The organism is Micromonospora sp. C31 (assembly GCF_018070575.1).
GTDB lineage: Bacteria > Actinomycetota > Actinomycetes > Mycobacteriales > Micromonosporaceae > Micromonospora.
The window spans coordinates 249,701-265,304 of record NZ_JAGPXN010000009.1 but is presented as its reverse complement, the minus strand read 5'-3'; the positions used below and the strand labels follow the sequence as shown (position 1 = coordinate 265,304).

The 15,604-nt window shown below is 76.5% G+C and carries 15 protein-coding genes, 1 rRNA gene and 2 pseudogenes; 12 read left to right on the top strand and 6 right to left on the bottom strand.

Translation table 11 applies throughout. From position 1 onward, the window contains the following. The first annotated feature begins 8 nt into the window (after positions 1 to 8). Positions 9 to 125, top strand: a 5S ribosomal RNA gene (gene rrf / locus KBX06_RS15125). A gap of 120 nt (positions 126 to 245) precedes the next feature. On the opposite strand, the gene KBX06_RS15120 is transcribed toward rrf, so the two are convergent. After that, positions 246 to 1,322, bottom strand: a complete 1,077-nt coding sequence (locus tag KBX06_RS15120; protein WP_210835143.1) for a spore photoproduct lyase family protein — start codon at positions 1,320 to 1,322, stop codon at positions 246 to 248. An 83-nt stretch (positions 1,323 to 1,405) separates the two neighbouring features. Between KBX06_RS15120 and KBX06_RS15115 the strand changes: the two genes are divergently transcribed. Continuing rightward, on the top strand, positions 1,406 to 2,155 hold the full coding sequence (locus KBX06_RS15115; RefSeq protein ID WP_210835142.1) for a DNA-formamidopyrimidine glycosylase family protein: 750 nt from the start codon (positions 1,406 to 1,408) through the stop codon (positions 2,153 to 2,155). An 82-nt stretch (positions 2,156 to 2,237) separates the two neighbouring features. Here the strand turns inward: KBX06_RS15115 and KBX06_RS15110 are convergent, their stop codons facing one another. The 3 genes from KBX06_RS15110 to KBX06_RS15100 form a co-directional block, all read right to left on the bottom strand. Continuing rightward, on the bottom strand, positions 2,238 to 2,537 hold the full coding sequence (locus KBX06_RS15110) for a BON domain-containing protein (protein ID WP_210835141.1): 300 nt from the start codon (positions 2,535 to 2,537) through the stop codon (positions 2,238 to 2,240). A 64-nt stretch (positions 2,538 to 2,601) separates the two neighbouring features. After that, the gene (locus tag KBX06_RS15105; protein WP_210835140.1) at positions 2,602 to 3,258 is read right to left on the bottom strand and encodes an STAS domain-containing protein; all 657 of its coding nucleotides are present in this window, start codon (positions 3,256 to 3,258) and stop codon (positions 2,602 to 2,604) included. Beyond that, a complete protein-coding gene (locus KBX06_RS15100) occupies positions 3,255 to 3,629 on the bottom strand; it encodes a hypothetical protein (protein WP_210835139.1) in 375 nt (124 codons plus the stop codon). Before KBX06_RS15100 ends, KBX06_RS15105 begins: the two co-directional genes overlap by 4 nt. Before the next feature lie 175 nt (positions 3,630 to 3,804). Here KBX06_RS15100 and KBX06_RS15095 point away from each other — a divergent pair, with 175 nt between their 5' ends. From KBX06_RS15095 to KBX06_RS15085, 3 genes are all read left to right on the top strand, one after another. Next, positions 3,805 to 4,479 carry a response regulator transcription factor gene (locus tag KBX06_RS15095; RefSeq protein ID WP_210835138.1) on the top strand — a complete coding sequence of 225 codons (675 nt, stop codon included), beginning with the start codon at positions 3,805 to 3,807 and terminating at the stop codon, positions 4,477 to 4,479. A 23-nt stretch (positions 4,480 to 4,502) separates the two neighbouring features. Then, positions 4,503 to 5,831: a sensor histidine kinase gene (locus KBX06_RS15090; RefSeq protein WP_374225643.1), complete on the top strand. Its 1,329-nt coding sequence runs from the start codon at positions 4,503 to 4,505 to the stop codon at positions 5,829 to 5,831. A 134-nt stretch (positions 5,832 to 5,965) separates the two neighbouring features. Next, entirely contained in the window at positions 5,966 to 6,520 is a 555-nt protein-coding gene (locus tag KBX06_RS15085) for a GerMN domain-containing protein (RefSeq protein WP_247685967.1), read from the top strand. Between the two features lie 13 nt (positions 6,521 to 6,533). On the opposite strand, the pseudogene KBX06_RS27825 reads toward KBX06_RS15085, so the two are convergent. Next, positions 6,534 to 8,993: pseudogene (locus KBX06_RS27825) on the bottom strand (CDP-alcohol phosphatidyltransferase family protein); the annotation flags it as partial. 98 nt (positions 8,994 to 9,091) lie between these two features. Here KBX06_RS27825 and KBX06_RS15070 point away from each other — a divergent pair. The 7 genes and pseudogenes from KBX06_RS15070 (at position 9,092) to KBX06_RS15040 (ending at position 14,266) form a co-directional block, all read left to right on the top strand. Then, on the top strand, positions 9,092 to 10,072 hold the full coding sequence (locus KBX06_RS15070) for a zinc-binding alcohol dehydrogenase (RefSeq protein WP_210835135.1): 981 nt from the start codon (positions 9,092 to 9,094) through the stop codon (positions 10,070 to 10,072). Between the two features lie 3 nt (positions 10,073 to 10,075). Then, positions 10,076 to 10,474 carry a 6-carboxytetrahydropterin synthase gene (locus KBX06_RS15065; RefSeq protein WP_210835134.1) on the top strand — a complete coding sequence of 133 codons (399 nt, stop codon included), beginning with the start codon at positions 10,076 to 10,078 and terminating at the stop codon, positions 10,472 to 10,474. Next, positions 10,475 to 11,512: a glycosyltransferase family 4 protein gene (locus KBX06_RS15060; RefSeq protein ID WP_210835133.1), complete on the top strand. Its 1,038-nt coding sequence runs from the start codon at positions 10,475 to 10,477 to the stop codon at positions 11,510 to 11,512. Continuing rightward, positions 11,509 to 12,333, top strand: coding sequence for a class I SAM-dependent methyltransferase (locus tag KBX06_RS15055; protein WP_210835132.1), 825 nt, complete (start codon positions 11,509 to 11,511; stop codon positions 12,331 to 12,333). The genes KBX06_RS15060 and KBX06_RS15055 overlap by 4 nt, the downstream gene beginning before the upstream one ends. 16 nt (positions 12,334 to 12,349) lie before the next feature. Beyond that, positions 12,350 to 13,327: a lysylphosphatidylglycerol synthase domain-containing protein gene (locus tag KBX06_RS15050; RefSeq protein ID WP_210835131.1), complete on the top strand. Its 978-nt coding sequence runs from the start codon at positions 12,350 to 12,352 to the stop codon at positions 13,325 to 13,327. An 11-nt stretch (positions 13,328 to 13,338) separates the two neighbouring features. Then, positions 13,339 to 13,491: pseudogene (locus tag KBX06_RS15045) on the top strand (GTP cyclohydrolase); the annotation flags it as partial. A gap of 82 nt (positions 13,492 to 13,573) precedes the next feature. Next, positions 13,574 to 14,266, top strand: coding sequence for a dihydrofolate reductase family protein (locus tag KBX06_RS15040; protein WP_210835130.1), 693 nt, complete (start codon positions 13,574 to 13,576; stop codon positions 14,264 to 14,266). Here KBX06_RS15040 and KBX06_RS15035 read toward each other — a convergent pair. Continuing rightward, positions 14,233 to 15,348, bottom strand: a complete 1,116-nt coding sequence (locus tag KBX06_RS15035; protein WP_307854640.1) for an FUSC family protein — start codon at positions 15,346 to 15,348, stop codon at positions 14,233 to 14,235. The two genes, KBX06_RS15040 and KBX06_RS15035, sit on opposite strands and share 34 nt — an antisense overlap. Between the last annotated feature and the right edge of the window lie 256 nt (positions 15,349 to 15,604).

Here is a 15,604-nt window from a genome sequence, read left to right as displayed (position 1 = left end):
GATAGAGTTACGGCGGTCATGGCGGAGGGGAAACGCCCGGTTACATTCCGAACCCGGAAGCTAAGCCCTCCAGCGCCGATGGTACTGCACTCGGGAGGGTGTGGGAGAGTAGGACACCGCCGGACAATCTTTCAGTTCAGGGCCACCCCTTGCGGGGTGGCCCTGAACTGCGTCACGCACCTTTTTGCAAGGGCCGAGAGCGAAAGCTCGACCGGGGTACGGCGGAAACGCCGCCCGGTGCACGGTCAGAACGCGTAGCGGACCCGGCAGTACGGCGCCTTCGCGGCGATCAGGTCCGTCAGCGCCGCCACGTAGGCGCCCTTCTGGCCGGTGCGGTACCGCACGTTCCAACCGCCGGTCTGCGACCGTTTCGGCTGCTGGAGTTCCGGCCGCCAGAGCACCTCCTCGGCCTTCGGGTGCCAGCCGAGATTCACCTCGTGCAGCCGGTCGTTGTGGGTCAGGAAGATGACCTCGGCGGCGAGCTGCGCCTTGGCGCGGGGCCCGAGCGCGTCGTCGAGCTGGTCGAGCAGCTCCGCCCAGTCGTCCAGCCACCCGTCGCGGACCACCACCGGGCTGAAGTTGACGTGCACCTCGTAGCCGGCGGCGACGAAGTCGTCGACGGCGGCCAGCCGCTCCGCGACCGGGGAGGTGCGGACGTCGAGCAGTTTCGCGTCCCGGGCCGGCATCAGCGAGAACCGGACGCGGGTGCGGCCCCGCGGGTCCCAGTCGAGCAGGTCGCGGTTGACGTGCTTCGTGGCGAAGGTGGCCTTCGCCGTCGGCAGTTCCCGGAACAGCGTCACGAGGTCCCGCACGTTGTCGGAGATCCGGGCGTCCAGCGAACAGTCGGAGTTCTCGCCGATGTCGTACACCCAGGCGGCGGGATCGCACCGGTTCGGCTCGCCCTTGACGCCCTGCCGGCCGACGTGCCGGCGCAGGTAGCCACCGATCCGGTCGATGTTGGCGAAGACCGTCACCGGATTGCTGTAGCCCTTGCGGCGCGGCACGTAGCAGTAGGCGCAGGCCATCGCGCAGCCGTTCGCCGTGGACGGGGCGATGAAGTCGGCGGAGCGGCCGTTCGGGCGGGCGGTGAGGGACTTCTTGACCCCCAGCACCAGGGCCTCCGTCTTGATCCGTACCCAGCGTGCGACGTTGGTCTCGTCCCCGTACAGCTCGGGGATGCGGGAGTGGCTCTCGACCTCGACGCGCTCCGCGTCGGGAAAGCGCTCCAGCACGGCCCGCCCACGGGGCAGTTCGGCGGCCTCCGGCTCCACGTAGATCCGCCGGATGTCGAACAGTCGCGGGTGCGGGACAACGTCGGTCACGAAAGGGGACAACTGCGGACCGATCGCCGTTGTTCCCCGCCCGAAGCGCCGTTTTCGTGCCCGGACCCCGGGTAACCGCCGGCATGCCCGAGGGCCACCTCATCCACCGGTACGCGCGCGAGCAGCACGCCACGCTCGCCGGGCAGGTTCTCGCCGCGGCCAGCCCGCAGGGTCGTCTGGACGTCGGCCCGTACGACGGGCGGCGGCTGCGCGCGGTGGAGGCGTACGGCAAGCACCTGCTCTACCACGTCGACGACGCGCCGGCCCTGCACGTGCACCTCGGCATGCGCGGGCTGTTCCTGCGCCACGAGGACCGGGCCGTCCCGCCCCGCGCGGGCGTCCGGCTGCGCCTGGCCGGCGGCGGCGTCGCGTACGACCTGATCGCGCCGATCCGCTGCGAACCGCTCCCGGCCGCCGGTGAACGCGCGCTGCGGGCCTCGCTCGGCCCGGACCCGCTGCGCGCCGACGCCGACGGCGCGGACGCGGTGCGCCGGCTCGGCGCCACCCGGGGCGCGGTCGGCGCGGCGCTGCTCGACCAGGCCGTCTGGGCGGGCCTCGGCAACGCCTGGCGGGCGGAGCTGCTCTTCCTGGCGGGCCTCGACCCGGACGCCCGGGCGGTCGGGCCGGCGCGGGCCCGCCGGTTGTGGGACCTCGCCGTGCGGTACCTGACGCTGGGTCGCGACGCCGGGCAGGTGGTCAGCGACCCGGCGGCGCCCGACGAGCGGTGGGTCTACAAGCGTCCGGCCTGCCGGCGCTGTGGCGCCGCCGTGCGGACCTGGCAGCTCGGCGGGCGCACGGCGTACGCCTGCCCGGTCGAGCAGACCGCGGCCTGACCGCCCGGGCGCGGTCCGCCGGCAGCACGTCGGCGGGGGCCAGGGCGGGGGTCGGCGAGGACCAGGCGGGGCGTGCGGCGGGTCAGTGACGCGACCGCCGGGAGTCGGCGAGCCGCAGGGCGTTGCAGACGTCGACGACGCCCTGGACGTCCCAGGCGATCTCGCCGGCCACCCGCCGGGTGTCCGGGCCGGCCACGATGCCCGCGAGGATGACGACGCGGTTCTGCACGGTCACCACGATCTGCTGGCGACGGGTGGTCCAGTCGCTGCTCAACCGCTGGGCGACCAGTGCCGCCAGCCGGCCGTCCTCGTCGTCCGGCGAGGGGCCCGGCGGCTCCGAACGGGACGCGCCTTCGTCCGGGTACGGCCAGGGGATGAGCATGGGGTGCTTCCTCTCGGTGGTCCACGGCCCTGGGCCGTGGACGGTCAGCGGGGACGGGGGCCGGTCAGCGGGACAACGCGTCGCTCACGACCGCCGGGGGGAGCCCACGCGGATCCGGCCCGGCGACGAGGGCCGTCAGCCCGGCGGATCCGCCGGGAGACAGCCGGCGGACCGCCTCCTGCGGGCTCGCGAAGATCGGGAACAGCCCGTCGAGCCGCATGGTGTGCAGCACGGTGCGGATGAAGCGGGACGGGGCGGCCAGGCAGAGCACGACGCCCCGTTCGCGGGCGTCGCGGTGCGCCCGCACGAGCAGCGCGAGCCCGCCGGCGTCGATGAGGTGGACCCGGGTCAGGTCGACCACCACGTGCCCGCAGACGTCCACGGCCTGCCGCAGGGCGGCCCGAAGCTCGTCGGCGGTGTCGGCGTCGATGTCCCCGGCGGCCGCGACCACGGCGACGTCGTCGAGATGGTCGACGCCCAGCACCCCACCGCCCGGCTGCCCGCCCTGCGCGGCGGTGTCGCCCCCGATGCCGAGACCCGGCAGGCTGCACCGGGGGCAGCGGTGCGGGCCCGTGGCGAACGGCGAGCCGCTCCAGCCGTGTTCGGCCACCAGGGTCCAGACGACCTCGGCGTCGGGCAGGACGCACGCGGTGCCCGTGGTCGTGTCCCCGCAGCTGTCGCAGATCAGCGTCATCCGGTGCTCGTCCGGTACGACGGTCATGGTGTCTTCCTCCACGGGAGGTCGGGCCGTGCCACGCGCCGGCCCGGGACCGGCGACGTCTGGGCGGTGTCGAGGTCCGGCCCCGTCCCGCGCGGCGCGGCGGCGGCGTGCCGGGGACCGCCGGCCGTGGCCGCCACGAGGACGACGCCGAGGACGGCCGAGCCGGCCGGCACGCCGACGCGCCACGCCCCGGACCGGTCGGTGTCGAGGCCGACGATGCGCGCCAGGATCACCCCGAGCAGCGCGGTGACGATCCCCGCCACCAGGGCCAGCCAGACCGGGACCTCCCGTCGGCGCGGGGTCACCCACCAGCCCACCCCGGCGACGAGGAGACCGACGGCGAGCGCGGTGACGAGACCGGAGACGGTCAATCTGATCCCCTCCTCCGGGTTCGGCCGGCCAGCGGCAGCCGGCCCGCGGGCGTGTCCCACCACCCTCGGGGCCACCCGTGGCGTCGGCCACGCGGTTGTATGACAGTTGCGTGACAAAACCGCCGAACGCCGGACCCGGTTGGGCGGCAGTCGTCGCCTTGGGGATGATGCCGGTATGACGGACGTGCTGGTGATCGAGGACGACGACCGGATCCGTCTGGCGTTGCTGCTCGCGCTCGAGGACGAGGGCTACCGCGTCCGGGGCGTGGCCACCGCCGAGGAGGGGCTGCAAAGGCAGCGCCAGGAGCCGGCCGACACCGTCCTGGTCGACCTGATGCTGCCGGGTTTGGACGGCTTCGAGTGCATCCGGCGGCTGCGCCGCGACGACGACGTGCCGATCGTGGTGGTCAGCGCCCGCGACGACACCCACGACATCGTCGCGGCGCTGGAGGCGGGCGCCGACGACTACGTGGTCAAGCCGGTGGCGATCAAGGAACTGTCGGCGCGGCTGCGCGCCCTGCGGCGCCGGGCCCGGGCGGCACCCGACCCCGTGCCGGTGCTCACGTTCGGGCAACTGGAGATCAGCCCGGACGCCGGGGAGGTGCGCCTGGCGGGGCAGTCGGTGCCGGTCACCCGCACCGAGTTCCGGCTGCTGTGCGAGCTGGCCGAGCACGCCGGTCGGGTGCTGTCGCGCCACCAGCTGCTGCAACGGGTGTGGGGTTACGACACCGGCGACGAGCGGCTCGTCGACGTGCACGTGGGACGGCTGCGGCAGAAGATCGAGGACGATCCGGGCAACCCCCGGCACCTGGTCACCCTGCGTGGCCTCGGCTACAAGCTGACCCGGTGAGTTGGCTCGGACTGCGGGCCCGGGTGTCCGCCGGGTTCGCCGTCGGGGCGCTGCTGCTCTCCGCGTCCATGGCGCTGGTCTCGTACGAGCTGACCAGGGGGTCCCTGCTCGACGAGCGGGAGCGTACGGCGGTGCGGGCGGCGTACTTCGACGCCGCGGTCGTGCGTACCGGCCTGGACACGGAGGCCCCCGACGTCGTGGAGGTGCTGCGGTCCCTCGACACCGGCGGCAACCGTCGGCCGCTGCTGCACCGTGGGGACGCCTGGTACGCCCGTACGGCCGACACCGGCCTGACCGCCGCCATCCCGGCCGACCTGCAACAGCTCGTCCACGCCGGGGAACCGGCGGTGCAGCGGGTCCGGGTCAACGGCCAGCCCACCCTCCTCGTCGGCCTGCCGCTGGCCCCCTCCACCAGCTACTACGAGCTGACGTCGCTGCGGGAGCTGGACCACACCCTGCGGGTCCTGGCGCTGGCGCTGACCGCCGTGGCCATCGTGGTCGCCGGGTCCGGCGCCGCCCTCGGCTGGTACGCCACCCGGCACAGCCTGCGGCCGTTGACGGCGGTGGCGGACGCCGCGCAGGAGATCGCGGCGGGCAACTTCTCCGCCCGGCTCGCGGCGACCACCGACCCCGACCTGACCCGGCTCTCCACGTCGTTCAACCACATGGTCGACCAGCTCTCCCGGCGCATCGAGCGGGACCGCCGCTTCGCCGCCGACGTCAGCCACGAGCTGCGCTCGCCGTTGCAGACCCTGTCGGCCGCGGCCAGCGTCCTGGCGCGTCGCCGGGCACACCTCGACGAGCGCACCGCCACCGCGGCCGGGTTGGTGGCCGACGAGATCACCCGGTTCCAGCAGCTCGTCAACGACCTCATCCAGCTCGCCCGCAGCGACCAGCCGGTCGACCGGACGCCGGTCGACGTGGCGGCGCTGGCCCGCCGCGCCTGTCAGGCCCGCGGGCTGCCCGACACGCTCGTGCGGGTCGACCGGGGCGTCGCGCCCACCTGGCTGGTCGACGAGCGCAGGGTCGAGCAGATCCTGGCCAACCTGGTCGACAACGCGCTGCGCCACGGCGGCGGGCCGACGGCCGTGCGGCTGGCGGAGCGCGACGGCAGGGGGATCGTCGAGGTCGACGACGAGGGGCCGGGCGTGCCGCCGGAGGACCGGGAGATCATCTTCGACCGTTTCGTCCGTGGCCGGGCCGCGCACTCGCGCGCCGACGGCGACGGTGCCGGGCTCGGGCTGGCCCTCGTCGCGGAGCACGCCGCCGCGCACCGGGGGAGTGCCGGCGCGGACGACCGTCCCGGCGGGGGCGCCCGCTTCCGGGTCGAGTTGCCCGGGGTGCTGCCGTGACCGGCCGTACGCCCGCGCGCCCGCCGCTCGCCGTGACCGGTCGGGTGCCACCGGCCCCGCCGCCGGTGTCCCGCCGGGCGACGCGGCGGTCGGGCCGGTGGCGCGGCCTCGGCAGGGCGCTCGCCGTCCTCGGGCTGCTGGCGGGCTGCGGCGTACCGATCGAGGGCGCCCCGCGCGCCGTGGGGTCCCCGCCCGGTCCGTTTCCCTCACCGGGGGCGGTCGCCACGACGCCGAGTCCCACCCTGACGGCGGGGCGGGCGACGGAGGTCCTCTGCTTCGTACGCGACGACCGGCTGGTCCGCGTCGAGCGTCGTGTCGACGGCACGCCGACCGTCGACGCCCAGCTCCAGCACCTGCTGGCCGGCCCGACCCCCGTCGAACGCGACACCGGTCTCACGACGGCCCTGCCCGGGGCCGTGCCGGTCGCCGCCGCCCGGCCGCGCGGCACCGAGGTCGACGTGGAACTCGGTGGAGCCGGCGACGAGGCCGGCCGCAGCGACGAGGCGGGCCGCAGCGACGAGGTCCTCGCCTTCGGGCAGATCGTCTGCACCCTGACCGCCCGCTCCGACGTCGAGACCGTGGCCTTCTTCCGGGGCGGGGCCCCGCTGGGGGTGCCGCGCGCCGACGGGTCGTTGTCCCAGCGACCCCTCGCCGCCGACGACTACGCCGACCTCGTCGTCCCCCGCTGACCGGCCACCCGACGGCGGCTCTCCCGCCCACGGGCGCCGGTCCGGCGGGGGTCAGCCGCTGAAGGCGGTGAGGAACCGGTCGCGGAAGGCGTCCATCGGCCACACCGGCGCGCGTGGTCCGGGCCGGAGGCCCTCCTCCCAGCCCCAACCCGCGACCCGGTCGAGCACCGCCGGGTCGCGGGCGACGACGGTGACCGGAACGTCCCGGCCGGCCCGGGCGCCGGTGACGACGGGTGCGGGTTGGTGGTCGCCGAGGAAGACCAGCACGAGGTCGTCGTCGCCGTGGTGCTCCACATAGGACACGAGGGTGGTTAGGGAGTACTCGACCGCCCGGCGGTAGCCGGCGCGGGGCTCAGACGACGGGTTGCCGGTGGCGGCGTCGTGGAAGACGGTCCCGTCGCCGACCCGCGACCAGTCGACGAGGCGCGGGATCTTCGTCCAGGGGGAGTGGCTGGACACCAGCGCGATCTCGGCCATCACCGGGGCGCGGTCCGCGCGGGCGCGTTCCAGGCGTTCGAAGGCCGCCAGGGTGTACTGGTCGGGCATCGGGGCGTAGCCGAACTTCGGTCCCCGGTAGCCGAGGCTGCGGCCGTCGTAGAAGCGTTCGTAGCCGAAGAAGGCCCCCTCCGGCCAGGGCCGGGTGGCGGCCGGCATCACGCCGACAGTGCGCCAGCCGGCCCGCCGGAAGGCGCCACCCAGCGTCGACCGGTCGCTGGCCAGCAGGCTGCGGTGCCGCTGGTCGTTGTCGACCCACATCCCGGACAACAGCGTGGCGTGCGCCAGCCAGCTGCCGCCACCGGTGGTCGGCGAGGTGAGGAAGCCGCTGCGGGAGGCGAAGCCGGCCGCCCGCAGCCGGCGGTCCCCGTCGGCCAGCACGGCACCCACGCCCGGGGCGTACTCCGGGTCCTCCACCGCGTCGCGCCCGTAGCTCTCCACGAAGGCGACCACCACGTCCTTGCCGCGCAGCGCGGTCAGCAGGCGGTCGCCGGGGGTGTCCCGCAGGGGGTCGACGCCGACCTGGGCCGCGAAGACCTCCCGGTCGCGCAGCCGGGCGCGCACCTGGAGCGCGTGTGCGCCGACCAGGTCGGTCGCGGCGGTGTCGGCCACCGGCACGCCGAGGGAGACCCGCACGCCGAACGCGGCGCAGGTCAGCCAGACGACCACCAGCGCCGCTACCGTACGCCGGGTGGCGGTGCGGTGCCGGGCCAGCAGCGGGGCCAGCCGCAGCACCGACCGCGTCGTCGCGAGGAGCAGGGCGGCGAGCAGCAGCACGGCCGCGACGACCGCGCCGGCGGCGCCCGCCCGGCCCACCGAGTCGGTGAGGAACCCGAGCGCGTCGTCGAGCAGGGCCCAGTCGAGCACGAGGTCGAAGGGGCGGCCGAGCGTCGCCAGGAACCCGAGGTCGGCCAGCTTCAGCACGGTCAGCAACCCGAGCGACGCGCCGGCGAGTGCCGCCACCGGCCGCCGCGCGCGTACCGGCAGGGCGAGCAGCAGGGCCACGACGAGCAGCCCTTCGAGGGGCACCCGCACGAACGCGGCGGGCGTGAGCCGGGCGGGCTGGTGTGGCGCGGTGAGGGCGGCCAGCACGAGCAGGGTGGCCAGCGCGGTCGTCGCCCGCGCCGCGCCCCGTCGCCGCCCGTGCGCTCCCTCGGCGGACGGGCGCGGCCGGCCGGCTGCCGGCGGCGACGTCGGGTCAGTCACGGGTGGCGACGAGGTCGGGGCGTACCGGTGCGGGCGGGGGCCGGCGGTACGGGAGATCGGGCGGCACCGCCCGGGCGGACCGGTGCCGCCACAGCCATCCCACGTCGCGGCCGAACGACTCGACGAGCAGGGCCAACGCGACCGCCAGCACCAGCGCGTCGCCCGGGCCGGGTAGCACCCCGGCCGCCGCGACCAGCAGCAGCACGCCCTGCGCCGCCGCCACGACCTTGCGCCAGTACCTCGGGGGCAGCGGCCGGCGCAGCCAGGGCAGCACCCACCCGGCGGCGACGAACGCGTACCGCATGCCGCCGAGGGTGAGCACCCAGACACCCACGGCGGGCGCGACGGCCGCGGCGAGGACGAGGATGAGGAACGCGTCGACCTCCATGTCGAAGCGCGCCCCGAGCGCGCTCGCGGTGCCGGTGCGCCGGGCCACGTACCCGTCCACGGCGTCGAGGGCGAGCGCCACGGCGGTGAGGGCGACCAGTGTCCCGGCCGCCGCGGGCCGGTCGACGGCGGTCGGGGCGAGCGCGTCGCCGGTCAGCGCCGTGACTGCGCCGACCAGCAGCGCCCGGGCCAGGGTCACCCGGTCGGCCGGCCCGAGGGCGTCCGAGCCCGACCCGCGCAGCCCCCGGTCGAGGGTCAGACACAGCACCGTCCCGTACGCGGCCCCGGCGAGCCAACCCACCGGCCCGAGGCCGACCGTCGCGGCCAGCCCCGCCAACAGGACAATCTGGACGATCAGCCCGATCGCGGGGCCTCTTCGAACCATGGGCACCGTGCCTCCGTGTCTATCATCGACGACTTGCGACACAAACTACGGAAAGAACCGCCGTTCGGTTCGCTGTGGACGCGGGTGAGGAGGAACCGGTGACCGGTGAGGCGCGCGCCTTCTGGCTGCGTACGCCCGGCAGGGGCGAGATCAGGTCGGTGCCGCTCGCCGTCCCCGGCCCGGGCGAGGTGCTCGTACGCAGCCGGTACTCCGGCATCAGCCGCGGCACCGAGACGCTGGTCTTCGCCGGCCGCGTCCCCGCCGACCAGTACGCGGCCATGCGCGCCCCGTTCCAGGAGGGCGACTTCCCGGCGCCGGTCAAGTACGGCTACCTCAACGTGGGGGTGGTCGAGCGCGGCCCGGACGAGCTGCGTGGCCGGACCGTGTTCTGCCTGCACCCGCACCAGAGCGCGTACGTGGTGCCGGCCGACGCGGTGGTGCCCGTGCCCGACGCGGTGCCGCCCGCCCGCGCGGTGCTCGCCGGGACGGTGGAGACGGCGGTGAACGCGCTGTGGGACGCCGCGCCCCTGGTGGGCGACCGGGTGAGCGTGGTCGGCGCCGGCATGGTGGGCTGCTGCGTGGCGGCGCTGCTCGCCCGCTTCCCGGGCGTACGGGTGGAGCTGGTCGACACCGACCCGAGCCGGGCGAAGGTCGCCGCCGCCCTCGGCGTGGGCTTCGCCCCGCCGCAGGGGGCCACCGGCGGGCGCGACCTCGTGGTGCACGCCAGCGCCACCGCCGCCGGCCTGCAACGTTCGCTGGAACTGCTCCGGCCGGAGGGCACCGTCGTCGAGCTGAGCTGGTACGGCGACCGCACCGTCGCGCTGGCGCTGGGCGGGGCGTTCCACTCCGGCCGGTTGACCGTGCGCGGCAGCCAGGTGGGCGCCGTGGCACCGGCCCGGCGGGGCAGCCGCAGCCGCACCGACCGGCTGGGGCTCGCCCTGGAACTGCTCGCCGATCCCGCCTTCGACGCGCTGATCACCGGCGAGTCCCGCTTCGCGGAGCTGCCCGACGTGCTGGCCCGACTGGCCGCCGGCAGCCTCCCCGCACTGTGCCACCTCATCACCTACGACGGAGAGTGACCCGTGTTCAGCGTGACCGTCCGAGACCACATGATGATCGCCCACAGCTTCCGGGGCGAGGTGTTCGGCCCGGCCCAGCGCCTGCACGGGGCGACGTTCGTCGTCGACGCCACCTTCCGCCGGCTGGACCTCGACGCCGACGGCGTGGTGGTCGACATCGGGCTGGCCACCGCCCAGCTGCGGGCGGTGCTCTCCGAGTTGACCTACCGCAACCTCGACGACGAGCCGGCCTTCGCCGGAGTGAACACCACCACCGAGGTGCTGGCCCGTACGGTCGCCGACCGGCTCGCCGAGCGGGTACGCGCGGGTGACCTCGGCGCGGGCGCCCACGCCCTGGCCGGCATCACCGTCACCCTGCACGAGTCGCACGTCGCCTGGGCCAGCTACGAACGGCCGCTCTGAATGGCGACGGTGCACGTCGTGCTGCCGAACGACATCGACGACCCGGCCGAGCCGAGCGGCGGCAACGGCTACGACCGCCGGCTCTGCCGGGGCCTCGCGGCGGCCGGCTGGACGGTCCGCGAGCACGCCGTGCCCGGCGACTGGCCGCACCCCGACCCGGCCGCGCGCGCCGGGCTCGCCGGGGTGCTCGCGGCGCTGCCCGACGGGGTGCCGGTCCTGCTCGACGGGCTGGTCGCCTCGTGCGTGCCGGAGGTGCTCGGCCCGCACGCGCGGCGACTGCGCCTCGTCGTGGTCGTACACCTGCCGCTGGAGCACGACGCCGAGGCCGCCGCCCTGGCCGTCGCCGTCGCGGTCGTCACCACCAGCGAGTGGACCCGGCGGCGGCTGCTCGACCGGTACGCGCTGCCGCCCGGCCGGGTGCACGTCGCCCCGCCCGGCGTGGACCCGGCCCCGCCCGCACCTGGGTCACCGGCCGGCGGGAACCTGCTCTGCGTCGCCGCCCTCGCCCCGCACAAGGGACACGACGTGCTGGTGCAGGCCCTGGCGACCGTCGCCGACCTGCCGTGGAGCTGCGTCTGCGTGGGGCCGCTGACCCGGGACCAGGGGTTCGTGGCGGATCTGCGCCGGCAGGTGGGCGGGCACGGACTCGCCGACCGGGTGCGCCTGGTCGGTCCGCGCACCGGGGCGGCCCTGGACGCCGCGTACGCCGTCGCCGACCTGCTGGTGCTGCCCTCGCGCCGGGAGACGTACGGGATGGTGGTCACCGAGGCCCTCGCGCGCGGCGTGCCGGTGCTGGCCACGGCGGCCGGTGGGCTGCCCGAGGCGCTGGGCCGCGCACCCGGCGGCACGACGCCGGGGCTGCTCGTGCCGCCCGGCGACCCGACGGCCCTGGCCGGCGCGCTGCGGCGGTGGCTGGGCGAGCCCGACCTGCGCCGCACGCTGCGGCGGGCGGCGCGGGGGCGGCGGCGCACCCTCGACGACTGGGCGGCCCCCGCGACCGTCACGGCAGCGGTGCTGGCCGGGGCGGTGGCGGCATGACCGGGCACCTGCCGCCGCACTTCGCGGCCTGGCTGGCGCTACGGGAACCCGCGGACGCGGCGGCCCGCGCCGGGGACCTGGCGGACCTCGTCCGCCGCCGGCTCGCCGGCGCCGGGCCGCTCGTCGTGCACGACCTCGGCGCCGGCAGCGGCGCGATGGGCCGCTGGCTGGCGCCGCGCCTGCCCGGCCCGCAGCACTGGATCCTGCACGACCGCGACGACGGGCTGCTCGCCCGCGCGGCCGCCGGGATGCCCGCCACCGCCGGCGACGGCAGCCCGGTCACCGCCGAGACCCGACGCGGCGACCTCACCCGGCTGACCGCCGTCGACCTGGCCGACGCGGCGCTGGTCACCGCGTCCGCGCTGCTGGACATGCTCACCGCGGCGGAGATCGAGCGGCTCGTCGCGGCCTGCGCCGCGGCGGGCCGCCCGACCCTGCTGGCCCTGTCGGTGACCGGTCGGGTGCGGCTCACCCCGGCGGACCCGTGGGACGGGCCGATCGCCGCCGCGTTCAACGACCACCAGCGTCGCACCGTCGACGGGCGCGCCCTGCTCGGGCCGGACGCCGTGCACGCCTGCGCGGCGGCGTTCGCCCGACACGGCGTCGACGTGCTCCTGCGGCCCAGCCCGTGGCGGCTCGGCCCGCAGCAGGCGGAGCTGGCCGGCGAGTGGTTCACCGGCTGGCTCGACGCCGCCTGCGAGCAGCGGCCCGAGCTGACCGGCCCGACCCGGGCGTACGCCCACCGGCGCCGTGCCGAGATCGCCGCCGGCCGGCTCGACGTGCTGGTCGACCACCTCGACCTGCTGGCCGGCGGTGGGTGAACCGGGCGCCCCGCCCGTGCGTACCACCGGGCGGGGCGATCGTCGGGGGAGGGCCGCAACGGCGGCCGGGACGGGGCGCGGGTTCTGGCCGTGGGCACGGCTGCTCGGCGGCGGAGGTGTGCTGGCCGTCCTGCTGGGCTGGCTGGGCACCGGCCCGTTCCTCGCCGGGCTCCGCCTGATCGACGCCCCGGCGCTGGCCGCCGCCGTCGGCATCGGGGCGCTGACCACGAGCTGCTGCGCCTGGCGGTGGAGCCTCGTCGCGGGCGGACTGGGCGTACGGCTGCCGCTGCCGACGGCGCTCGCGCACTGCTACCGGGCGGTGTTCCTGAACGCGACGCTGCCCGGCGGCGTGCTGGGCGACGTGCACCGGGCGGTGCGGCACGGCCGCGACGTCGGCGACGTCGGCCGGGGCGTGCGCGCGGTGGTGTGGGAACGCGCGGCCGGGCAGGTCGTGCTGGCCGCCGTGGCGATGGTCGTGCTGGCCGCGTTCCCGTCGCCGGTGCGGCCCCACCTGCCGACGGTGGCGGGGCTGCTGGCGGCGGCCGGGCTGGGCGCCGTCCTGCTCGCCCGCGCGCTGCCCAGCGGCGGCGCGTCGCGGTGGGCGCGTGCGGCGCGCGCGGCGGCGGCCGACGTCCGTGCCGGGCTGCTCGGCCGCCGCGCCTGGCTGGGCGTGCTCGTGGCCTCCACCGTGGCCGTCGCCGGTCACCTGGCCACCTTCCTGCTGGCCGCGCGCACCGCCGGCTCCACCGCGCCGCTGGCCCTGCTGGTGCCGCTGACGCTGCTGGCGCTGTTGGCGATGGGGGTGCCGGCGAACGTCGCCGGCTTCGGCCCCCGCGAGGGCGTGGCGGCGTGGGCGTTCGGCGCCGCCGGCCTGGGCGCCGCCGAGGGCGTCGCCACCGCCACGGTGTACGGGGCCCTGGTGCTGGCCGCGAGCCTGCCCGGCGCCGCCGTCCTGCTGGTCCACCGTGCCCGGGTGCCCGCCGGCACCGTCTGACGAGGAGCCCGATGTCCGAAGCCCCGCCCGCCGCCACCGTCCGTACGCAGGTCACGGTGCCGCTGCGGTTCCCCGACGGATCCCGGGCCACCGCCCGGGTGTTCTCTTCCGACGGTCTCGTCGACGGCCGGGAGCATCTCGCGTCCGGCCTCGGCGACCGGGCGGTGTACCTGTCCGGTGCGAACGTCGGCTACCTGGCGGCGAAGGCCGGGCGTGGTGGGCACGCCCTCGATCTGCCGCTGGTCCGTGACTGACCGCCCGTACGTCCTGCTCAGCTGCGCGACGTCGATCGACGGCTACCTCGACGACGCGAGCGGGCGGCGGCTGCTGCTGTCCAACGAGGCCGACCTGGACCGGGTCGACGAGGTCCGGGCGGGCTGCGACGCGATCCTGGTCGGCGCGGGCACGGTCCGCCGCGACGACCCGCGTCTGCTGGTCCGCTGCGCGCGGCGGCGCGCCGAGCGCGTCGCGCGGGGCCTGCCCGCCTCCCCGACCAAGGTGACGGTGACCGGCTGCGGCGACCTGGACCCGACGGCCCGCTTCTTCACCACCGGCGACGCCGACCGGATCGTCTACTGTGCCACCCCCGCGGTGGAGAAGACGGGGGAGCGGCTGGCCGGCCGGGCCACCGTGGTGGACGGGGGCGAGCCGGTGGACCCGGCGTGGGCGCTGACGGACCTCGCCGGCCGTGGCGTGGGCCGGCTGATGGTGGAGGGCGGGGCGAGCGTGCTGCGGCAGTTCCTCACCGCCGGCCTCGCCGACGAACTGCACCTGGCCCTGGCCCCGTTCTTCGTCGGTGACCGACGGGCACCCCGGTTCGTCGGCGACGGGAGCTTCCCCTGGCATCCCGGTCGTCGGGCCCGGGTGGCGGAGACCCGCCAGATCGGCGACGTCGTGCTGGTCCGCTACGCGTTGTCGGAGCGCTGCGACGCGGGCTGAGCGGGCACCACCCCGAGCGCCTCGTCCACCCGCTCCAGTACGTCGACGTCGTCGCGGCCGACCCCGCGCAGCAGGTCGATGGCGGTCGCCCGGATCTGGCCGACGATCATCGTGACGGGCAGCGGCGGGTCGGACGCGAGCAGTCGACCGGCGACCCGTACCGCCGTCACGGCCGCCGCGTCGGCCCGCGCCGCGTGGCGCTCGGCGTCCTCGCCGGTCAGGTCGCTCGCCACCGCCTCGCCCGCGGCGCGTACGGCGGCGGCCAGGGCGGGCAGCGCGTCGCCCAGCTCCGGTGGCGTCCCGGCGCACAGCCGGGTCAGCGTCGCCCCGGCACGGGCCAGCACCCGGACGTTGCGTACGGCGTAGTCCAGCTGTCGGGCGGTCGCCTCCACCTCCCGTACCTGTCCGACGTGCCGCCGCCGGCGGACGCGGAACCGCAGGGTCTCCCCGGTGGCCCGGACCGCCGTGTGCAGCCGGTCGACGCAGTCGTCCAGTTCCCGGGCCCGCTCCAGCGTCGCCCGGGCGGCGTCCTCGTCGCAGCGGGTGAGCGCGCCGTCGAGTTCGTCGAGCACCTCGGCGAGGTCGGCGAAGCTCTGCCGGGCCTGGCCGACCAGCGGGGCGAGCGGGTCGCGGGCCGCCAGGAGTTGGCTGGCGGCCAGCGCGACCGCGCCGCCGATCAGCGCGTCGACGAAGCGGAAGGGCATCAGCGTGCCGTGGGGCGCGGCGACCGCACCCAGGTACATGGCGGAGACCGCCGCCTGCACCACGAGGGTGGTGCGTGCGCCGATCGCCACCATCAGGCCGGTGGTCAGCAGCAGCACCAGGAAGACGGTGCCGGTGCTCGGGCCGAGCGCGTACACCAGCAGCTCGGCGACGAGCACGCCGGCCGCTACCCCGAGCAGGATCTCCACCGTCTGCCGGACCCGCCGCCCCCGCCCCTCGCCCAGGACGACCAGCGCCGCCGTGGGGGCGAAGAACGGGTCCGGGTGACCGATCACCCGGGCGGCGAGGACCCAGGCCACGGTCGCGGCGAGGGTCAACTCGACCACCGCCGTGCCGTCGCGCCGGATCCGCCCGCCCACGCCCCGCCACCACTGCCGCACCGTCGGTACCCCTTTTCCGGTGGGGCGCGCTCCACACCGGACCCGGTCGCCGGGCCGGCGTCGAGGACCGCCCCGGCGAGTCCCCCGTTCCGGTCGGACCGGTTCGAGCGTCGCCTCTACCCGCGCCGGGCCTTCGGTAACCGTGCTGGTCACCGTGGTGCGGCGCACCCTCCGGGCGGTGGGCGCCGCGGCGTGGCGGTGGGCGCGCGGGCGGCGGACAGGCTGTGCATACTTG

What these genes read in the sequence shown, in the direction of transcription:
- KBX06_RS15115 (WP_210835142.1), top strand. Translation starts at nt 1,406, where the DNA reads ATGCCCGAGGGCCACCTCATCCACCGGTACGCGCGCGAGCAGCACGCC.
- KBX06_RS15110 (WP_210835141.1), bottom strand. Translation starts at nt 2,537, where the DNA reads ATGCTCATCCCCTGGCCGTACCCGGACGAAGGCGCGTCCCGTTCGGAG.
- KBX06_RS15105 (WP_210835140.1), bottom strand. Translation starts at nt 3,258, where the DNA reads ATGACCGTCGTACCGGACGAGCACCGGATGACGCTGATCTGCGACAGC.
- KBX06_RS15095 (WP_210835138.1), top strand. Translation starts at nt 3,805, where the DNA reads ATGACGGACGTGCTGGTGATCGAGGACGACGACCGGATCCGTCTGGCG.
- KBX06_RS15060 (WP_210835133.1), top strand. Translation starts at nt 10,475, where the DNA reads ATGGCGACGGTGCACGTCGTGCTGCCGAACGACATCGACGACCCGGCC.
- KBX06_RS15055 (WP_210835132.1), top strand. Translation starts at nt 11,509, where the DNA reads ATGACCGGGCACCTGCCGCCGCACTTCGCGGCCTGGCTGGCGCTACGG.